The 18,648-nt window shown below is 70.0% G+C and carries 16 protein-coding genes; 5 read left to right on the top strand and 11 right to left on the bottom strand.

What is annotated here, in order from left to right; all coding sequences use genetic code 11:
* Positions 1-32 precede the first annotated feature (32 nt).
* On the top strand, positions 33-1,736 hold the full coding sequence (locus ABZS37_RS27295; RefSeq protein ID WP_355173522.1) for an AMP-binding protein: 1,704 nt from the start codon (positions 33-35) through the stop codon (positions 1,734-1,736).
* Positions 1,737-1,941: 205 nt separating this feature from the next.
* Positions 1,942-3,213 (top strand): guanitoxin biosynthesis pre-guanitoxin forming N-methyltransferase GntF, encoded by a 1,272-nt coding sequence (gene gntF / locus ABZS37_RS27300; RefSeq protein ID WP_355173524.1) that lies wholly within the window; start codon positions 1,942-1,944, stop codon positions 3,211-3,213.
* A gap of 104 nt (positions 3,214-3,317) precedes the next feature.
* On the opposite strand, the gene ABZS37_RS27305 is transcribed toward gntF, so the two are convergent.
* The 9 genes from ABZS37_RS27305 to ABZS37_RS27345 form a co-directional block, all read right to left on the bottom strand.
* Positions 3,318-4,187, bottom strand: a complete 870-nt coding sequence (locus ABZS37_RS27305; protein WP_355173526.1) for a DUF6745 domain-containing protein — start codon at positions 4,185-4,187, stop codon at positions 3,318-3,320.
* A gap of 223 nt (positions 4,188-4,410) precedes the next feature.
* Complete coding sequence (locus tag ABZS37_RS27310; protein WP_355173528.1) at positions 4,411-6,066, bottom strand: DUF4127 family protein; 1,656 nt, start codon at positions 6,064-6,066, stop codon at positions 4,411-4,413.
* Positions 6,067-6,077: 11 nt separating this feature from the next.
* Entirely contained in the window at positions 6,078-6,776 is a 699-nt protein-coding gene (locus ABZS37_RS27315) for a putative N-acetylmannosamine-6-phosphate 2-epimerase (protein WP_355173530.1), read from the bottom strand.
* Positions 6,773-7,687, bottom strand: a complete 915-nt coding sequence (locus tag ABZS37_RS27320) for an ROK family protein (RefSeq protein ID WP_355173532.1) — start codon at positions 7,685-7,687, stop codon at positions 6,773-6,775. The genes ABZS37_RS27315 and ABZS37_RS27320 overlap by 4 nt, the downstream gene beginning before the upstream one ends.
* The gene (locus ABZS37_RS27325; protein ID WP_355173534.1) at positions 7,684-8,526 is read right to left on the bottom strand and encodes a carbohydrate ABC transporter permease; all 843 of its coding nucleotides are present in this window, start codon (positions 8,524-8,526) and stop codon (positions 7,684-7,686) included. Before ABZS37_RS27325 ends, ABZS37_RS27320 begins: the two co-directional genes overlap by 4 nt.
* On the bottom strand, positions 8,516-9,463 hold the full coding sequence (locus ABZS37_RS27330; RefSeq protein WP_355173536.1) for a sugar ABC transporter permease: 948 nt from the start codon (positions 9,461-9,463) through the stop codon (positions 8,516-8,518). The genes ABZS37_RS27325 and ABZS37_RS27330 overlap by 11 nt, the downstream gene beginning before the upstream one ends.
* 11 nt (positions 9,464-9,474) lie before the next feature.
* A complete protein-coding gene (locus tag ABZS37_RS27335; protein WP_355173538.1) occupies positions 9,475-10,758 on the bottom strand; it encodes a sugar ABC transporter substrate-binding protein in 1,284 nt (427 codons plus the stop codon).
* 25 nt (positions 10,759-10,783) lie between these two features.
* Positions 10,784-12,379, bottom strand: a complete 1,596-nt coding sequence (locus tag ABZS37_RS27340; protein WP_355173540.1) for an FAD-dependent oxidoreductase — start codon at positions 12,377-12,379, stop codon at positions 10,784-10,786.
* A 39-nt stretch (positions 12,380-12,418) separates the two neighbouring features.
* A complete protein-coding gene (locus ABZS37_RS27345; RefSeq protein ID WP_355173542.1) occupies positions 12,419-13,465 on the bottom strand; it encodes a LacI family DNA-binding transcriptional regulator in 1,047 nt (348 codons plus the stop codon).
* A gap of 362 nt (positions 13,466-13,827) precedes the next feature.
* Here ABZS37_RS27345 and ABZS37_RS27350 point away from each other — a divergent pair, with 362 nt between their 5' ends.
* The gene (locus tag ABZS37_RS27350; RefSeq protein ID WP_355173544.1) at positions 13,828-15,186 is read left to right on the top strand and encodes a hypothetical protein; all 1,359 of its coding nucleotides are present in this window, start codon (positions 13,828-13,830) and stop codon (positions 15,184-15,186) included.
* A gap of 268 nt (positions 15,187-15,454) precedes the next feature.
* Complete coding sequence (locus tag ABZS37_RS27355; RefSeq protein ID WP_355173546.1) at positions 15,455-15,769, top strand: hypothetical protein; 315 nt, start codon at positions 15,455-15,457, stop codon at positions 15,767-15,769.
* Between the two features lie 41 nt (positions 15,770-15,810).
* Here ABZS37_RS27355 and ABZS37_RS27360 read toward each other — a convergent pair whose 3' ends face one another.
* Positions 15,811-16,704, bottom strand: coding sequence for a LysR family transcriptional regulator (locus tag ABZS37_RS27360; protein ID WP_355173548.1), 894 nt, complete (start codon positions 16,702-16,704; stop codon positions 15,811-15,813).
* Between the two features lie 93 nt (positions 16,705-16,797).
* On the opposite strand from ABZS37_RS27360, the gene ABZS37_RS27365 reads away from it, so the two are divergent.
* Positions 16,798-17,742 carry a DMT family transporter gene (locus ABZS37_RS27365; protein WP_355173551.1) on the top strand — a complete coding sequence of 315 codons (945 nt, stop codon included), beginning with the start codon at positions 16,798-16,800 and terminating at the stop codon, positions 17,740-17,742.
* Between the two features lie 41 nt (positions 17,743-17,783).
* Here the strand turns inward: ABZS37_RS27365 and ABZS37_RS27370 are convergent, their stop codons facing one another.
* Entirely contained in the window at positions 17,784-18,611 is an 828-nt protein-coding gene (locus tag ABZS37_RS27370; RefSeq protein WP_355173553.1) for a helix-turn-helix transcriptional regulator, read from the bottom strand.
* Positions 18,612-18,648 lie beyond the last annotated feature (37 nt).

Genomic DNA, 18,648 nt, shown 5'->3' on the forward strand with positions numbered 1-18,648 from the left:
GTCTGCACACGGCAGCTTCCTACGGTCAGGTCATGAGTGTCGGAACCTGGCCCACCAGCGGCGTCCTGCCGGCTGATGTGGTCACCCACGGCAGGGGAGTCACCATGGCAGTCGTCCACCCGTACCGCAGCGACCTGCCCGACGTGCAGGTCGGCGGTACCAGCGTGCAATCGCTCGTGCTGCAGCATGCCGCCCGCCTCGGCGAGAAGCCGGCCCTTGTCGACGGCACAACCGGCCGCACGATCAGCTACCGCCACCTTGCCAGCGGTGTGGAGCGGGTCGCGGCCGGCCTGGTCGCCCGGGGCTTTGCGGCGGGGGACGTGCTGGCCCTCTACAGCCCCAATCTGCCCGAGTACGCCCTGGCGGCCTACGGAACGATGGCGGCCGGCGGGATAGTCACCGGAGCGAACCCGATGCTCACCGTCGGCGAGCTGGCCGGCCAGCTCGCCGACGCCAAGGCGCGGATCCTGGTAACCGTGCCGCCGTTTCTGGACCGCGCGTCGGCGGCCGCCGAGCAGGCCGGTGTCGAGGAGGTGCTGGTCTTCGGGGAGGCGGCGGGCGCGACGTCGTTCCGCCAGCTGATGGCCCACGACCATCCGCCGGCGGAGGTGGCGACCTACCTCGACAGCGAACTCGCGGCCCTGCCCTACTCGAGCGGCACCACCGGCCTACCCAAGGGAGTGGAACTGACCCACTCGAGCCTGGTGACGAACGTCCGCCAGAGCCAGGCGGTGATGGATTTCCGCGAGCACGACGTGGTCCTCGCCGTGGCGCCGTTCTTCCACGTCATGGGGTTCAACGTCCTGCTGTCCTGCAGCCTGGCCGCCGGCGCCACCGTCGTCACCCTGGCTCGCTTCGACCTCGAGGCCTTCCTTCAGGCGATCGAGCGATACCGGGCGACGGTCACCATCGTGTCACCGCCGATGGCGACGGCGCTGGCCGGCCATCCGCTGGTGGACAGTCACGATGTGTCCTCGCTGAGGAGCCTCGGCGTGGGTGCGGCACCCCTCGCCGCCGATGTGGAACAGCGGTGCGCCGAGCGGCTCGGCTGTGTGGTCAGTCAGGGCCTCGGCATGACCGAAGCGGCCGCCATGGTCACCGTCGGCCCGCTCGACGAGCCTCGGCGCGGGTCGGTCGGCCGACTGGTGCCCAACACCGAGGCGCGCGTCGTCGACCCGCACGGTGGCGCCGACCTCGGTGCCGGGCGCGCCGGCGAGCTGTGGATCCGCGGCCCGCAGCTCATGCGGGGCTACCGCGACCGTGCCGAGGCCACGGCCGCCACCATCGACGCCGACGGCTGGCTGCACACCGGCGACCTGTGCTACTTCGACGAGGATGGCTACCTCTACGTGGTCGACCGGCTGAAGGAACTGATCAAGTACCAGGGGTACCAGGTCGCGCCGGCCGAGTTGGAGCACCTGCTCCTCACCCACCCGGCGGTCGCCGACGTGGCCGTGGTGCCCCGGCCTGACCCGGACGCTGGCGAGGTGCCGGTCGCGCACGTGGTGCTGCGGGGACCGGCGACAGCTGAGGAGCTCCTGGCCTACGTGGCTGAGCGGGTCGCCCCCTACAAGCGGCTCCGCGCCGTCCGGTTCACCCCATCGGTGCCGAGGGCGCCGTCGGGAAAACTTGCACGCCGGGTACTGGTCGAGGCCGAGCGCGTCCGATCGGAACAGGCGCGGGCCGCGCAAGCCTCCCCGCCGCCCGAACTCCGGTCAGGCGGCGGGAACCGATGAACATCCTGGTGGTCGCGGTGTTTCAGTCGGTGGCCGGGGATCCGGGCCTTCGACCGGCCCGAGCGGCGGCACCGGTATGAACGAGATCCCCACGACGCAGATGGTTCGGCCAGCGGAGCGCCCTCCGAGGGGACACCGAGGGCCCAGAAACTGGACTGTCAGCCTCGCCGCCACCGCGGCATCGGCCTATGCGCTGGAGACGAGCGTGGTGGCGGCAGGCGCATCCCTGGTCGCCTCCGGTCTGCTCAGCGGCCTCGACCACCAGTGGGTGGTGGCATTTCTCGCCGCGAGCTACGCGGTCTGGGGGTTCGGCCTGACCGCCAGCGTGCGAGCGAACGGGACGCTTCTGGCGACGACGGGAACCAGCACCAACGTCCTGTCCAAAGCGGCGTACGACGTGATCCGGCGCACGACGAGCAGCGCCCGCGCACCGCGCCTCGCGGCGGCCTTGGGGTACGCCGCTACGGAGGTCGCCAAGGAGGTGCCCTACTACGCGGGTGCCTTCGGGGTCGCCGCCTTCAGTGAATCGGTCACCTCGAACGAGGCACTCGTGTTCCTCGGCGGCGCCAACCTCGGTGCCGCGCTGTACGAGTACGGGCTCGCCCGCCTCACCAGAGCATTTCTCCTGCACCGTCGCCGCAGGTACGCCTCGTTCGACACCGACTGGGTTCCGGCCGAATACCTCTCCGGCTACTACCGCACTGTCGAACCGGACGAGACCGCCACCATCGCGTTCCTCGTCGAGGCGATGCGCCGTGCGGAACGCGGTCAGCCTGTGTTGTTCTTCGGGGTCGGGCCCACCCTGCACCACGTGTTCGCGGCCGCCCAGGTGGCATCAGAGATCCACCTGGGCGACTATCTGCCGGCGAACCTCAGCGAGATCCAGCGGTGGATCGACCGCGAACCCGATGCCCACGACTGGCGACCGTTCGTCCGCTACACCCTGGAGTGCGAGGGGGTCAGCTGCCCGACAGACGAGGACGTGGCGACCCGCGAGGATCTCGTCAGGGAGAAGATCACCGCGCTGATCCGGGTGGACTGTCGACAATCCCGTCCGGTGGCCCGCCGGTACCCGACGGTGATCAGCGCCTACTGTGCGGACTCCGCCACCGACGACCGGGCGACCTGGCAGCTCTTCATGCGCCACATCACGGGCCTGGTCAGGCCTGGAGGTCTCTTCGTCACCGCGGCCCTGCGCCGATGTCGCGGTTACACGGTCGCGGGAAAGACCTTTCCCAGTGCCGATGTCGACGAACATGACCTCCGGGCTGTGCTGCGGCCGGAGTTCGGGCCGCTGAACGGGTCGATCGAGGTCCGGCAGGTCGCCCAGGAGAGTTCACACGGCTACTCGGCGATCGTCCTCTGCTGGGCCCGCAAGCGCATCCGGCCGAGTGCGGGCAGCCCACAGGGGCCTGGCGTTGGTCGGCGCCGAGACCACGGTGCCCGCTGGTCGACGGCAGCGAGCGCCGGTACGTGAATTGCGGTCCCGTGCCTGACTTCGGTCCAACGCGCCGTGAAAGAGCAGTGGAGTGGGCCGGCCGGGACTGGCGGGTGCCCGTCCCGGCCGGCTATCGACTCAGGTCACCTGGTCAGGAGCGGTTGCCAGCCGTCGCGGTAGCGCAGGCCGTGAGGTTGGAGCCGGATCTGGTCGTGCACTGTTCCGGAGACCAGTTCGGTTCGTATCGCCTGGGGCCGGTCCACCACGACGCAGACGTCCTCGCCGGGCCACCACCAGCCGCAGGAGCGGGCCAGGCCGGCCCAGGCGTTGAGCTGTTCGGCCTCGTCCGGCCCGTACCTGGCAAGGCCGAGCCGATGCAGCACGTCGTAGTAGGCGATCCAGGACGCGTCCTGCTGCCCGTACCAGCACACGGGTACCGGAGCGTCGCCCGCGAGGACCGCCCGCACGGGTAGGTAGTACCCGTGCGCGAGGCTCCGATGCAATGCCGTGCGTACGCCCTGGTGCAGCACGACAGCGAGCGGAACGCCGCTGTCGAGCGCGTGTGGGGGCGCCAGTTCGGGCCATGGTTCCTTGGTCTTGCTCGTACGCACGGGTGACAGTTCGGGATCGGTGTGCGTGACACCCGCACTCAGCGCGCCGCGCAACTGGGAGGCGATCATGGCAATGCCGCTTGCCAGCGGCGGTGTCCCGCGCGGCCGGGGGTCCCGGATGCGCTCGTAGAGTTGATCGAGAGTGGGCCAGCCGCTGATCAGGGGGCGTGCCTTGTCTGGCGAGTCGACCCATTCGAACCGAGGTCGTGGCCGCGATGCCCTGGCGTAGATGGCGGTCAGGCAGCGCTCGGCGGTCGACTTGTCAGCCGGCTGCGTGGACAGGGCGTGGTCGAGCCATTCCTGGCGGATCGGGATGGCCTGCTGCCACAGGTCGTGAGGGTTGCCGCTGCGAACGGCCTGTGGAGGTTTCGCGGCGTCGTTACGCCGCGCGGGGGCGCTCACAGCGCCAGGGCGTCGCCGCCCTTCCGGTAAGAGATCATGGGCCGACTATGGCCTACAACGCGGCACCGGCGCAAGGCGGTTGCCCCACCTGCTGATCCCCTGCCCACCACCCACGAACCCGAGCGCGACTTCGACCCTGCCGCGCTCGGGATCATGCGGGTGTTGCCGACCTAGGCTCGTGCGGCGTCTCGGCAGCGGGCTGGTGTCCAGCGCCGAGCGCCGGTCAGGACAGTTGCAGCCGAGGCTCGAGGGTCACCTCGAACAGCCGGTCCCACGGCAGCTCGACACGCGCCGACTCGAAGCGGGTCAGCGTCGCCGTGAACGTCTTCGCGCCACGCCGGCCCAGCACGATGCGGTGCCCGGCGAAGTGGTCGGCGAAGTACCGCTCGGTCAGCGGCACAAGCCGTTCGCGAATCCAGCCGTCGAAGTAACTCTTCTGCGCAGGGGTGAGCGCCAGCGGGTCCCAGCCCTGCGCCCGTGCGTGCGCGTACGCCTCGACCTGCACGATGTTCTTCCACGGGTCGTCCTTGACGAACCGGTAGAGCAGGTACTCGGCGTGCGCCTGGCCGGGCGCGCGCAGGTCGGGCACGCCGAACCCACTGCCGGAGGAGCGGAGGTACGCCCACCGGGCGGTGCCGTGGCTGAGCGCCAGGCCGAGCGCGTTGCCGCCGGTGTTCCACCCCGAGTACGACAGCAGCGCCGCGAGATCCAGGCGGTTCTCCATCCGCGCGACCAGTTCGTGGTCCGCCTTGTTCACGATGAGGGGGTCCACCACGATGACCGGGGTGCCGGCAGCCAGCAGCTTGCCGATCCGCCCGACGAAGGCGTCCAGGTCAGCGGCCCGTTGCCCGGGTGCCGACGAGGGGGTGTTCACGGCGAGCACGATGTCCGCGTCGCCGCTGACGACCCGTCCTCCCACGCTGGTCACGTGCCGGCGGATGTTCTCCGCGAACGGGATGCCCTCCAGTTGCGCGGTCCAGTCCTCGCCGGAGACGCCGGCGTACTCTACGCGGTAGGTGGGCGTTGTGCGCGCCGCGATCACCCGCGCGACCAGCAGCGCGTCGACCTCGTCGGCGCCGGGGAAGATTTCCACCCGGTCGCTGACGCCGAGTTGGGCGACGAGCGCCTCCAGTTCCACCCGCTCGGCGCGGGCCAGGCCGACCGGCGCGGTGTCGTCCTCGGAGAGCACGAGGTGGCTGATGGTGCCGTCGGCGACCCACTCAATCATGAGCTGGTTGACCTGGTGGTTGCGAGCCCGCGCGGCGAGATAGTCCTCGACGACCTGGTCGGGGATCCGCGCCCGGACGGCGTCGAGCTGGGCTCGAAGCTCCTCCTGGCCGAGGTTCACCACCTGGTCGTAGAGCTTCGCCCAGGTGACCAGCAGGTCGCGGTAGTTGTCCAGCTCGGTGCCCGTGCTGGTGATGGCGAGGCGCTGGATGGTGTCGTGCACCTCGATCACCGCCTCGGGCCGGGTCGAGCGCAGGGTGCGGATCGCGGCCAGGTTCGCCAGGGCGGCGGCCAGGGTCGGGGCGGCGGTGCGTGAGGCGATCAGGCCGCCGTAGGCGAGCATGCTGACCGAGATCACGTACCCGTCGACGCCGTCGGTGGTGCCGAGCCAGCGGGCGATGGCGGCTCCGTCGCCCGGGGTGAAGAAGCGGCCCAGCATCTCCCGTGGCGGCAGCTGCGCCTGGGCGCCGGCGCTGGCCGCGGTCATCTGCGCCGCGTAGGTGTTGACGGGCCGGTCGTCGAGCGGGACCAGTGCCACGGTCAGCTGCCGCTTGGCGGGCCCTGCGAACGCGGGCCCGGCGGACGCGGATTGGCCGACGGCCACGGTGGTCAGCCCGGCCACGCCGGTGGCCAGAAGGGTACGTCTTCTCATGCTCACTCCCTCTATTTCGGGGCGCTCGCCGCGCGGGGGGTGGCCGGCACGAGCCGGCGGGTGATCCAGAGCGGTGAGGTGACGGCGTTGCCCATCACCACCGCGTGGGCACCCGCCTCGAAGGCCTGGCCGATCTGTTCCGTGCCGCGGTACCGCCCTTCGGCGATCACCGGCACGGGCAGCAGTGCGACGAGTCGCTCCACGAGCCCGAGGTCGGGCCCGTCAGTCGGTGGGCTGGCCGGTGTGTAGCCGGACAGTGTGGTGGCGACGGCGTCCGCGCCGGCCTCGACGGCTGCGATGCCCTCGGCCGCAGTGGAGACGTCGGCCAGGACCAGTGCGTCGGTCCGTTCGCGGATCGCGCGGACCGTGTCGGCGAAGGCGCGTCCGTCCGGTCGGGGGCGGTCGGTGGCGTCGATCGCGACGATGTCCGCCCCGGCCAGTGCCACCTCGAGCGCGTGGGCCGCGGTCGGGGTGATGAAGACGCCCTCGGTGCCGTGCTTGTACAGCCCGATCACCGGAACGTCGACGGCGCTGCGTACCGCTCGGACGTCGTCCGGCCCGTTGACCCGGACCGCCACCGCGCCGCCGCGTACCACCGCGGCCGCCACCCGGGCCTGGACGTACGGATCCCGCATCGGATCGTCCGGCTCGTCGGGCAGCGGTTGGCAGGACACCACCAGCCCGCCGGCCAGGTCGTCGAGCACGCTCACCCGTCGGTCCTTTCGAGGTCGGGTCTGTCGATGGTCAGTCGGGCGGCGCCGACGACGACGGCGTCAGCGCCCAGCGTGGCGGGTAGCAGCGGAACGTCGGCCCAGCCCGCGGGCACCTCGGCCGAGTAGGCGACCGACGCGGAGGGCAGCAGGGGACCGGCCGCCCCGCCGGCCACCAGGACAGCGTCGGGATCGAGCAGCGCCACCAACCCCGCCAGGGCCGCGCCGAGGACGGCTCCGGCCCGCTCCACGACCTGCTGGGCGACTCCGTCTCCGGCCGCGGCGCGGTCCGCCACGGTCCGCCCGGTGACGTGGGTGCCGGTCTCGATCACGTACGCGGCGGCCAGCCCGCTGCCGGAGGCGATCGCCTCCAGATGCCCGTACCGGCCGCACCCGCACCGCAGCCGTTCGGCGCCCGGGGCGGGCAGATGCCCGACCTCGCCGGCTGCCCCGCGGGCACCGGCCTCGACGCGGCCGTTCCGGACGATCGCCCCGCCCAGCCCGGTGCCGACGGCCACCAGCAGCACATGGGCGCGGTCGCGTCCGGCGCCGGCCCAGCACTCGCCCAGTGCGGCGGCGTTCACGTCGTTGGTGACCCGAACTTCTCGACCCAGCCGGTTGGCCAGCGCGTCGGCGACCGGGGTGCCCGTCCAGCCGGGCAGGCTGTCGGTGGCGTACCGGATGCCGCCGGTCGCGGGATCGACCGTGCCGGCGGTGCCCACCCCCACCGGCCCGGCGGCCGCGCCGAGCAGGTCGCTGGCCAGCCGGGCGGCGGTGTCCAGCACGGCTCCGGGCCCGGACCGGGCGGGCGTGGGCGCCTCGCGGCGCTCCAGCACCCGTCCGGTCCGGTCGACCAGCGCTGCCGCCGTCTTGGTGCCGCCGATGTCGATGCCGACAACCGGTGTCGTCATCCCTTGAGGCCGGTGTGCGCGAGGCCCTCGACGAACTGCTTCTGCGCGATGACGAAGACCACCAGGACGGGCAGGGCGGTCATTGACGCCGCAGCCATCTGGACGTCCCACATGGGGCCGCCGTAGGCGTCGACGAACTGGGTGAGCGCCTGGGGCAGGGTGAACTTCTCCGGAGAGGAGAGGAACACGATCGGTTCCAGGTAGAGGTTCCAGCTGTGCAGGAAGGTGAAGATGGCCACCGCACCCAGGGCCGGCCGCGACAGCGGCAGGGCGATCCGCCAGAAGGTGGCGAATCGGCCCAGCCCGTCGACCCGGGCCGCCTCCTCCAGCTCACCGGGGAGGCTGATGAAGAACTGCCGCATGATGAACGTCGCCAGGACGCTCGGCGCGCCGAAGATCGGCACCAGGATCAGCGGCCAGTGGGTGTTGACCAGGCCGAGTTTGAAGAACATCTGGAACAGCGGCACGATCGTCACCTCGCTCGGAATGAGCAGGCCCGCGAGGACGACCAGGAACAACACGTTCTGGCCCCGGAACCGGATGCGCGCGAAGGCGTACCCGGCCAGCGCCGACACGGCCATGGTGCCGACCGTGACGACCAGCGCGATGTAGAGGCTGTTCAGGTACTGCTGCCCGAACGGCTGCAACTCGAACACCCGCTGGTAGGCGTCGAACCGCGGATTGGTCGGCAGGAGTTGCGGCGGGAAGGCGAAGATGTCCGCCACCGGCTTCAACGACGAGGTGACCATCCACCAGGTCGGGAAGACGAACGGGATCGACAGGACCAGCAGCACCCCGTAGAGCACCAGCTTGGTCCGCCGGGACAGGTCACGATTCATGGAAGACCCACCTCTTGCGCATCTGCCACTGCAGCACGGTGAGGGCGAGCACGATGGCGAACAGCACGATCGACAGCGTGGCGCCGTAGCCGAAGTGATGGAATTGGAAGGCCTGCTGGTACAGGTAGTAGACGAGGACCGTCGTGGAGGCGCCAGGCCCGCCCTGGGTGAGCACCGAGATCTGCGCGAAGACCTGCAACGACCCGACCACGGTGATGATCGACGTCAGCAGGATCGTCGGGCTGATCAGCGGTACGGTGATCCGCCAGAACTGGCGCATCCGGCTCGCCCCGTCCACCTCGGCAGCCTCGTACAGCTCGCCCGGCACACCCTGCAGGGCGGCCAGGAACAGCACCATGTTCAGGCCGACGTTCTTGAACACCTGCACGACGATCACGGACACCATCGCGGTGCCCTCGCCGCGCAGCCAGTTCGGCCCGTCCACGCCAACGGTGTCGAGCAGACCGTTGATCCCGCCGTTGTCCTGAAGCAGGAAGCCCCAGACGATGGTCCAGGCCACCAGCGAGACCACCACGGGGGAGAAGAACAGCGTGCGGAACACGATCGTGCCCCGCAGCCTCTGGTTCAGCAGGACGGCCAGAAGCAGTGCCAGGCCGAGGTTGAGCACCACCAGGCCGACGGAGAACAGCCCGGTGGCGCGCAGCACCGCGCCGAGGTTGGGATCATCGGCGAGAGCCTTGTAGTTGTCGGTGCCGACGAAGTCGAAGGTCCCGGCGAGCACGTTCCACTCGTGCAGGCTGTACCAGAGCACGAGGATCAGCGGCAGGATCACGAAGACGACGCTGCCGAGCATTTGCGGGGCAATGAACACGTAACCGGCGAGCTGGTCCCGGCGGCGGCTGGTCCAGAACGGCCGGGCCGGGCCCGGGGCGGGCCCGGCAGAAGCCGAGCCCACCCTGGTGTCCGTCTGGGTCATGATCGTTGGCCTTACTTCGCCAGCAGCGGCTGGATCTTGGTGCAGACGCCGTCGAGTACGGCCTTGACGTCCGCGTTCGGCTGCCACAGCGGGTCGAGGCCGGCGCGGACCTGCTGGCTCAGCTCGGCCTGGCCGGAGTGACTGGGCTTGACCACGCCGTTGGTGATGCCGTCGATGACGACCTTCTGCAGCTGCTCCGGCTTGAGCTTTGGGTTCGTCTTGGCGAGGGTCTCGGCGGTCAGCTGCGACTGTCGGGGCGCCGGGAAGAACTGGGCGAGCTTCGCCGAGTTCGTCGGGTTGGTGAAGAACGCCAGGAAGTCGGCCGCCTGCTTGGCGTGCGGGCTCTTCTTCATCACCCCGACGCCGGCCTGACCGACCACCGCGTAGTCCCCCTTCGGCCCGGCCGGCAACGGCACCAGGTCCCACCCGAAGCCGCCGTCCTTCAACAGCGAGGCGCGGGAGATCTGGGTGACCGTCATGGCCGAGTCACCGGCGAAGAAGTCGGCGGTCGTGCCCGGGCCGGGCAGCGCCTTCTGGGTGAAGGTGGCCTTGTGCAGGGTGGTCATCGCGTCGACCATCTCCGGGCTGTTGAAGCCGCAGGACTTGCCGTCCTCGCTCCACGCCTGGGCTCCCCACCCGGTCCAGAAGGTGGACAGGTTGTCCCAACCCTTGTAGTCGAAGTCCCGGATGACCAGGCCGGCCTTGCCGGAGTTTGCCGCCGTCGCCGCGGCGGTGGCCAGGGCGTTGTCCCAGTTCCACTGACCGGCCGCGATCAGCTCGGCCGGGGTCTTCTGCCCGGCCTTCTTGAGCATGTCGGTGTTGACGAAGACCCCGAACGGCGAGGTGGAGAAGGGGTACGCATACAGCTTGCCGTCGTCCTGCCAGAGCTTGAGCGTGGCGGGGGAGATGTCCTCGTACTGGTAACCCTCGGCCTTCTTGAGGGTGTCGTCGAGGGGCAGCAGCGCGCCCGAGGCGACGAAATCGGGGGCGGAGTTCTCAAACACCCAGGCGAGATCGGGCGCGTTCCCACCGGCGATCTGAGTGGTCAGGGTCGTGGTGTACGTGTCGAACGGCAGCGGGTCGAACTTGATCTCGGCCACGTCCGGGTGGCTCTTGCGGTACTCGTCGGCGATCTCGTTGAACAGCTTGACGTGCGCCTCGTTGGCCGACCAGACGGTCATCCGCAGCTTCGCCGGACCGCTGTCGTCGGCGTCGCCACCGCCGCCGCAAGCGGTCAGGGCGAGCGCGCCGGCCAGTGCTACGGCGACGCCGCGCAGGGCCTTTCCTGCTTTCACAATCTTCTCCTTACCGGGGGTGTGTTCAGTAGCCCGTGATCTGCGGCCAGCGTTGTTCCACGCCGGCCGCGGTGAGGCGGTCCTGGAAGTCAGCCAGCAGACGGGGGGTGTTACGGACCGCACGCGGGGACGCGCCCTGCGCCAGACAGAAATCGGCGAGCAGGCCGGCGACCTCGCCGACGTTCCACTCGACCGGGTGCAGCCGGTAGCTGCCGTTGGTGATGTGGGTGGTGCCGATGTTCTTTCCGGCCGGCAGCAGGTTCTCCATCCGCTGTGGGATCAGCGCGCCGAGCGGGATCTCGAACGGGCAGGAGCCGACGTCGATGTAGTTGTCGCCGCCGGTCGACGGGTGCAGGTCGATCCGGTACATGCCCACGCCCACCGCGTCCGGGTAGCTGACCGCGCCGTGGTCGCCCCGGACCGCCAGGGACAGGTCCTGCTCGGCCACGGTGTACTCGGCACGGATGCGGCGGGACTCGCGGATGTACGGGGCCTGGGCCAGGCCGTCCGCGCTGCCGGTCACGTCACCGCGCAGCCGCAGGCCCGGGAAGCCGGTGCCGCCGTCCGGCCGGGGCGCCTCCGTCTGCATCCAGTAGAGCACCGAGTACGACAGCTCGCGGGCCTTGGACAGGTGCCACGACGCGTTCGGCACGTCGATGACCGGTCCCTCGAAGTAGTCGATCATCGGCCAGTTGACCAGCGTGATGTCGCTGTCGTACGCGCCGTCGGCGAAGTTGCGCCGCGCGGCGATCCGGCGAAACGTCCACAGGTTGCCGTCACCGGGGTTGAGGCGTTGGTCGGCGTTGACGCTCAGCGGGTCGTCGTCCGGATTGGGGGTGAAGCTGCGCTCCACGATCTCCAGCGTGCGCGGGTGCGGTGACTTCCAGGACAGCAGCCGGTCACCCCAGAAGTCGGGCTTGTAGTCGCGCCAGAAGTCGTACCCCGCAGGACGGTCGATGGTGTGGTCGCCGTCGACGTGGTCGAGGGCGAAGCAGACCGACACCGCCTGCATGTTCATCGGCTGGGCCTCGGCCGGGGCGCTCGGCTCACCGGTGTCCGCCCGCGACTCGAACCCGGTGACATACTCGGTGCCCGTCAGCGGCAGCAACTCGCCGGTCTCGGTGGCGTCCAGGACGTACGGCGCGACCACGTCGATCCGCTCGTCCCGGTCGCGGTGCGCCAGCGTCACGCCGGTCACCCGATCGCCGTCGGTCTCCGCGGCCACCGGCCGGTACGGCTGTAGTACCCGAAGCCGGCCCGAACCGAGGTACGGCGCGAGCATCTGTTCGAGGACGGCGACGGCCACCCGCGGCTCGTGGCAGAGCCGGCTCACCCATCCCGCACCGGGGTTGAGGTCGGTCCAGTCCCGGGACCGTTCGGTCAACGGGTAGTGGCGACGGTAGTAGTCGCGGATGCCGTTGCGCAGCGCCCGGTAGCTGGCGGTGGCGCCGAACTGCTCGATCCAGGAGTGTTCGTCCGGAGGGACGGCCTGGCTGGTGAGTTGCCCGCCGAGCCAGTCGAACTCCTCGGTCAGGATGACGGACCGGCCGGCCCGGGCTGCGGCGAGCGCCGCGGCGACGCCGCCCAGTCCGCCCCCGACGACGAGGACGTCCGTACGCATGAGTACCACGTGTTTCCTTCCAATTGCGCGGTCGACCGCTCAGCGTCGGTCAACCACCGGATCAGGGGTGCCGAGGGTGATGCCCTCGACGAGTTCGCAGGGGAGAAGTCGTTGCTGGACGCCGTCCGCGCTGCCATCGATGACGCCCGTCAGCACCTCGACCGACTGTCGGCCCATCTCCTCGCGGGGAATGCGGAACCCGGTGAACGTGATGTCCGTGGGGACCGGGATCGTCGGGTCGCCAAGGGTCACGATCGACAGGTCGCCGGGCACGGTCAGGCCACGCCGACGGGTGGCCGACTCCAGCGCGACCGCCGTGGCGAAGTCCTCCACGAAGACGACGGTGGTCCCGTCGGCCATCAGGGTGTCGACGGTTGTTTCGGCATCCCCGGCCAGCGCCGAGATCTGCCCGGCGCTCTCCGCGGTCGCCGCAGCGGCATAGAACCCACGGCGCCGGTCTTCGGAGGATTCCGCAGCGGTGCCCATGCTCACGTACGTCAGGCGGCGGTGACCGTGCCGCAGCGCCACCTCGACGAGCTGGGCCACCGCCGAGGCGTAGTCGGCGCCGACGTAGGGGACCGGCCCGCCGGCGTCGTCGCGACGCCCGACGGCAACGTACGGATATCCGTCACGGTTGAGCCGGTGCAGCTCCGCGCCGTCGATTTCGCGCCCGAGCAGGATGCACCCGTCGGCCAGACGCAGCCGGTTGTCCTGGTGGAAGATGCGTCGCCGGCCGTCCAGCACCGGTGCGCTGGTGAACAGCAGCAGGTCGCAGCCGACCCGCTCGGCGTACTCCTCGATGCCGAGCAGGAACGGGTGGAAGAAGTCCCGGCTGCCGCTGGGGAAGGCGGGCTCGTACGTGAAGACGCCGATGATCCGGTTGAACCGCGAGGCGAGGCGGCGGGCCACGGGGTCGGCGGCGTAGCCGGTCTCGGAGATGACCCGCAACACGCGGTCCCGGGTCTCCTGGGCGATGCGGACGTCGGCGTCGGTCCGATTGTTGAGCACCAGCGACACCGTCGCCTGACTGACGCCGGCCATCCGCGCAATGTCACGCTGGGTGACACGTCTGGGGGGAGCGGTCACGTCGGGTCCTTCCGGTGCTGCTAATGCGTATTAGCGATCGGCGTTGGGAAGGAGCTTGGCCGGTGGCCGAGCGCGTGTCAAGAGGTGTACGCAAGATTTCTGCACTGTGAACTTGCTGGAGTAATGCGCATTAGCCGCCGAGGTTGTCGGCGGGTTGCGGTCTGGCCCGGGTGAATCGGCGGCCTCGAGCCGGCTCTTGACAGAAGCGCCACCGGGCGCGCAACATTCGAGAAACATAGATGCTAATACGTATTAGCTCGGCGGCGCCAAGGGCACCCACCGATCGATGTCCCCTGTGTTATTACTGAGCGTCACACTGCGCCGTTCGTGCCGCCGATCCCACCGACCGAAGAGGAAGCCGCATGACGAGACCATTCGCCCCGTCGTCCCGACGCGCTGTCCTGGCAGCCGCCAGTGCCGGCCTGCTCGTCGCCGCCGTGGCCGGCGCCCGGCCGGCAGCCGCCGAACCCCAGCTCGACTTCCCCCAGTTCACCTACCAGGGCACTGCGTTCGACAAGGGCACCCTCGCCTACAACCCGACGAACGAGTTCATCTTCCCGAGCGTCATTCGGGCCGCCGACTACTTCCCCAACCCACTCGGCACCTACTACCTGTACTACGCGCCGCACGAGCGTCCCGGCGGGATCGCCCTCGCGTACTCCGACTCGATCAACGGTCCGTGGACGGAATACTCCGCCAACCCCCTGATCGGCAACACCTGGCTGCCGCACTACGCGACGGTCAGCCACATCTCCTCGCCGCACGCGGTGTGGATCGAGGGCGAGGGCAAGCTCTTCCTCTACTTCCACGGCGAGAACTCCATCACCCGGTACGCGACCTCCGACGACGGCATCCACTTCAGCTACGGCGGGACGGCGGTCAGCCGGAACGACTCGACCGGTGGCGAGACCTCCTACGCCCGGGTGTTCGAGCAGTCCGTGCCCCGTCTGGGCACCCGGTACCTGATGGTCTTCATGGACAATCCGACCGCTGCGCTGCCAGGACCAACCGGGCCGGTGTCACGGCGGATCCGCTGGGCGGTCTCCAACGACGCGCGGACCTGGACCATGCAGCCCGAACCGCTCGTGACCCCACAGGGCATCGAAGGCCCGAACGCCTCGGGGCCGTTCTTCCTGCGCTGGAACGACCGCAACCTGGTGATCTACCACGCCGCCGACGGCAACATGCACGCGGTGGACGTCGGGCAGGACTTCGACCAGGAGACCCACCTCGGCGTCGTACACGACTCGCTGTCCGCAGCGCCCGACCTCGGCCGCTCGGCCGCGCCGACGTTCTACTTCGACGGTCGTACCGCTCACATGTACTACGAAGCCGGCGGCCGACTCACCGCGACCATCGGACACGCCACCGCCACCCTGGCAAAGCCATTGCCGGTACGGCAGCTCGAATGTGCGACGGACCGACCGGTCCTGTGGCCACCGAACCACAAGCTGGTCGACGTCAACCTCACCGTGGACCTGCACGACGGTGTGCTCGGCCCGAACGCGTTCACCCTGACCGGCGTGACCGGTGGCGACGCCACGGACGTCAGTGGCTTTGCCGTCGGCGCGCCGGACACGAGCGGCAAGCTACGGGCCGAACGTGCCGGGAACGGCGGGGACCGGGTGTACCACCTCACGTATGCCGGGCACGACGAGATCGGGCGGCCGGTTGGCTGCACCGTCACCGTCACCGTCCCGCACGACCAGGGCAGCAACTAGCTAGGACCAGCGTCAGCTGATAGCTGACCCGAATCTGGACCACCTGCATGTCGCGATAGGGCCGCAGCCAACGGTCTTCCGACTCGGCCAGGCCCGTCCGTCCGTTCACTGAGCGGATCGGCGTGCCCGATGCGGGGGCCGGCGGCGAGCAACGACGGTCAACGATGAGGGCTGACCGGTGGTGTTGTCGCCGGCCGAGCATGCACCGGGCCTCGTTGCCCTGACGAGGCCGATCTCTGCCCCTCTGCCCGGCGGATAGCATCGCGCGATGCAACCGACCTACGTAACTTTCGCCCAGAAACCGGCGTCGACCGCGAACGCCGTCCTGAGCATCAACCGCGGCACCGAGGCCCGGGAACGTCTCAAGCTGGACGCCGACGGCTCCGTGGAGATGACGTTCGATGTTCCGGCAGCGGACGCCAACGGGGAAGCCACCCTGGGGATCGTGGCGCTGGTGTGCGGCAACACCGGGACGGTCGCGTTCACCGGCCCTGGCGACGCATTCGTCGGCACCTACCAGCGGGTGGGCGAGGGCGCCATCGGCTACCGCGGCCGCTCGCCCGCACCGACCAAGGGCGAATAGCGTCGTCGCACGTCGCGACTGCTATCCGGGACGCCCACGTGTCACTCCTTCGTGGCGTCCGTGAGGGCGTCGATCAGCGCGCGCAGTGCCGGCTGGGCCAGTGAGATCTCCCGGACCGCGGCGTAGATCCTCCTGATCGGCTCCGGACGGCGGACTGGGCGGGTGGCGACGCCGGGATGGCGGGTGCCCAGCCCGAGTCGGGGGATCAGGCTGACTCCGAGGCCGGCTGCGACGAATCCCTGAGCCGTGGCGTAGTCCTCCGACCTCGCGACGAAATCCGGACTGAAGCCTGCCGCGGCGCAGGCGTCGGTAATTGGCTCCAGGCAGGGGCCGGGCGGTTCGCTGCCGACCCAAGGTTCGTCGGCGAGGTCGGCCAGGTCGATCACCTGTTGTGCGGCGAGCGGGTGTTCGGTGGGCAACACAGCCTGATACGCGTCGTCGAGCAGGTGCACCACACGGATGCCCTGGCGGTTTTCGTCGCTCGGCCGGCGGACCACAATGGACAGGTCAGCGTTGCCCTGCTCCACCTCCGGCAGTGGATCATCCGGATCGCTCAGCTTGGGGTCTATCGCCACGCCCGGATGCTCGCGCCGCAGTCGGGCGAGGGCGGGGGCCAGCAGAGTCGGGCCGACCGAGGGGAAATAGCGGACAGTCAACCGGCCCGTCCGCCCCTTGCGCAGGTCGGCCAGCGCGGTCTCCGCTTCGGCCACGCGCTGGCTGATGACGGCCGCGTGCCCGACGAGCAGTTGACCGGCCGCCGTGGGCCGCACACCCCGGCCGACCCGTTCGAGCAGCGCCATCCCGGCCTCCTTTTCCAGGGCCGCCACCTGCTGGCTGACGGCGGAGGGGGTGTAGCCGAGGTGCGCCGCCGCCGCGGTCACCGACCCGCTGGTGACGACCGCCCGCAGCACCTGCATGCGTCTCACATCAAGCATGTAGCACAACTTAACGTAAGTGTAGAACCTTTTGCTTGTCCTTACGGGTTGGGGTGCGGCACCGTTCATGGGGGCGGATCAAGGAGATCAGGGGTGAACGGTGTCGTGGGCAGGACATGGGCGTGGGCGAGGGTGGGCGTGCTCGCCCTGCTGTGGGGATCGACCTTTCTCTGGATCGAGCTGGCCCTGGACGCACTGACTCCGGTCCAGGTCACCCTCAGCCGTTGCGTACTCGGATCGGCCACTCTGCTGGTCGCATGCCTGGCCTCGGGCCGGCGGTTGCCCCGGAATCGGGGGACCTGGGGCCACATCGCCGTGGCCGCCCTGTTCTGCAACGCACTGCCGTTCGCCATGTTCAGCATCGGCCAGCAGACCATCGACTCGGGGGTGGCTGGCGCACTGAACGCGACGACCCCGCTGTGGTCGCTGCTGATCGGCGTCGTCATCGGAACCGAGCGCGGACTCCGGCCGGCCCGGCTGGGCGGGCTCCTCCTCGGGTTCACCGGGGTCGTGCTGATCTTCGCTCCGTGGGAGACGACCGGGCCGATCGGCTGGGGCGCCCTCGCCATCGTCGCCGCGGCGGCCAGCTACGCCGTCGGCTTCACGTACATGGGCCGCAACCTGGTCGGAAAGGGCATCCCCACCATCTCGCTGTCCGCGGCGCAGCTCATCGCGGCGACCGGCCTGACCGCGGTGACCTTGCCGGCCGGCGGTCTGACGTCGATCGAGATCGGGCCGAAGGCCCTGATCGCCGTCGTGATCCTGGGCGTCGTCGCCACCGGAGCCACCTTCCACCTCACCTACCGGAACATCGCCGCCGAGGGCGCTACCAACACGGCGACAGTCGGCTATCTGCTGCCGGTGGTCTCGGTGGCGTTGGGGGTCATCGTGCTCGACGAGGCCTTCGGCCTCCGGATCGCCATCGGGATGGTGGTCGTGCTCGTCGGGGTCGGTCTGACCCGCCTACACAGCCGGGCGCCAGCACCGATAGACGTGATTCGTCGCCTTCCGCGACAAGAACAGCACGTACGCCAGTGACCGCACACAGATGGAGTTCGCCGGCGACCTGACGGAAGGCCTCACATGGGCCAGTTGCTGGCGGCCAGCGTGCCCAGCAACCGAAGCGCCTCAGCGCTTCGGCTGCGCGGCTCCGCGCGGTACACGATCAACTGCTGGCCGGGGGCGCCCCGCACGTCGAACGTGTGATACGACAGCGTCAGTTCGCCCACCGCGCCGTGCCGGAACCTCTTCGTCTCGTGCGTCTTGCCCTGCACGTCGTTGCGCGCCCACAGCCGGCGGAACTCCGGGCTGGCCGCACCCGCCTCCTGGACCAACTCCCGCACCCGCCGGTCGTGCGGGTCATGGCCGAGGGCCAGGCGCAGGTTCGCCACGCACGCCTCGGCGGCTCGCTGCCAGTCGACGAAGAACGTGCCGCCAGCCGGGTCCAGGAAGGTCATCCGGACGATGTTGTCCGCCTCGGCGAAGTCCGCGTAGAACGCATCCGCCAGCGCGTTGCGGGCCAGCAGGTCGAGCCGCCGGTCGATGACGACCGCCGGAGTGTCCGGCCAGGCGTCGAGCAGTTCCCGCAGGCTCTGCTCGACCCGGGGCCGGGCGGGACCCGGCGCGCTGCCGGGCGATATGTCCGCCAACCGGAAGAGATGGTCGCGGGCGTCCGGTCCGAGGTCCAGCGCCCGGGCCACAGCGTCCAGCACCGAAGCTGACGGGTTGCGCTCCCGTCCCTGCTCCAGACGGGTGTAGTAGTCGACGCTCACCCCGGCCAGCACCGCGACCTCCTCGCGGCGCAGCCCCGCGACCCGCCGGACGCCGCTGGACACGAGGCCGACCTCGCCCGGCGTGAGCCGGGCACGCCGAGCGGTGAGGAACGTCCCGAGCGCGGTGGTTGGCATGCCACCAACGGTAACCAGGCTGGCTGCGACCAGGCAG

Origin of the sequence: Micromonospora sp. NPDC005413, from assembly GCF_040606435.1 — a bacterium.
Taxonomy (GTDB): Bacteria; Actinomycetota; Actinomycetes; order Mycobacteriales; family Micromonosporaceae; genus Micromonospora.

Coding starts and splice junctions, on each gene's coding strand:
- ABZS37_RS27295 (WP_355173522.1), top strand. CDS start 33: ATGAGTGTCGGAACCTGGCCCACCAGCGGCGTCCTGCCGGCTGATGTG.
- ABZS37_RS27310 (WP_355173528.1), bottom strand. CDS start 6,066: ATGAGAAGACGTACCCTTCTGGCCACCGGCGTGGCCGGGCTGACCACC.
- ABZS37_RS27320 (WP_355173532.1), bottom strand. CDS start 7,687: ATGACGACACCGGTTGTCGGCATCGACATCGGCGGCACCAAGACGGCG.
- ABZS37_RS27325 (WP_355173534.1), bottom strand. CDS start 8,526: ATGAATCGTGACCTGTCCCGGCGGACCAAGCTGGTGCTCTACGGGGTG.
- ABZS37_RS27330 (WP_355173536.1), bottom strand. CDS start 9,463: ATGACCCAGACGGACACCAGGGTGGGCTCGGCTTCTGCCGGGCCCGCC.
- ABZS37_RS27340 (WP_355173540.1), bottom strand. CDS start 12,379: ATGCGTACGGACGTCCTCGTCGTCGGGGGCGGACTGGGCGGCGTCGCC.
- ABZS37_RS27350 (WP_355173544.1), top strand. CDS start 13,828: ATGACGAGACCATTCGCCCCGTCGTCCCGACGCGCTGTCCTGGCAGCC.
- ABZS37_RS27355 (WP_355173546.1), top strand. CDS start 15,455: ATGCAACCGACCTACGTAACTTTCGCCCAGAAACCGGCGTCGACCGCG.
- ABZS37_RS27360 (WP_355173548.1), bottom strand. CDS start 16,704: ATGCTTGATGTGAGACGCATGCAGGTGCTGCGGGCGGTCGTCACCAGC.
- ABZS37_RS27370 (WP_355173553.1), bottom strand. CDS start 18,611: ATGCCAACCACCGCGCTCGGGACGTTCCTCACCGCTCGGCGTGCCCGG.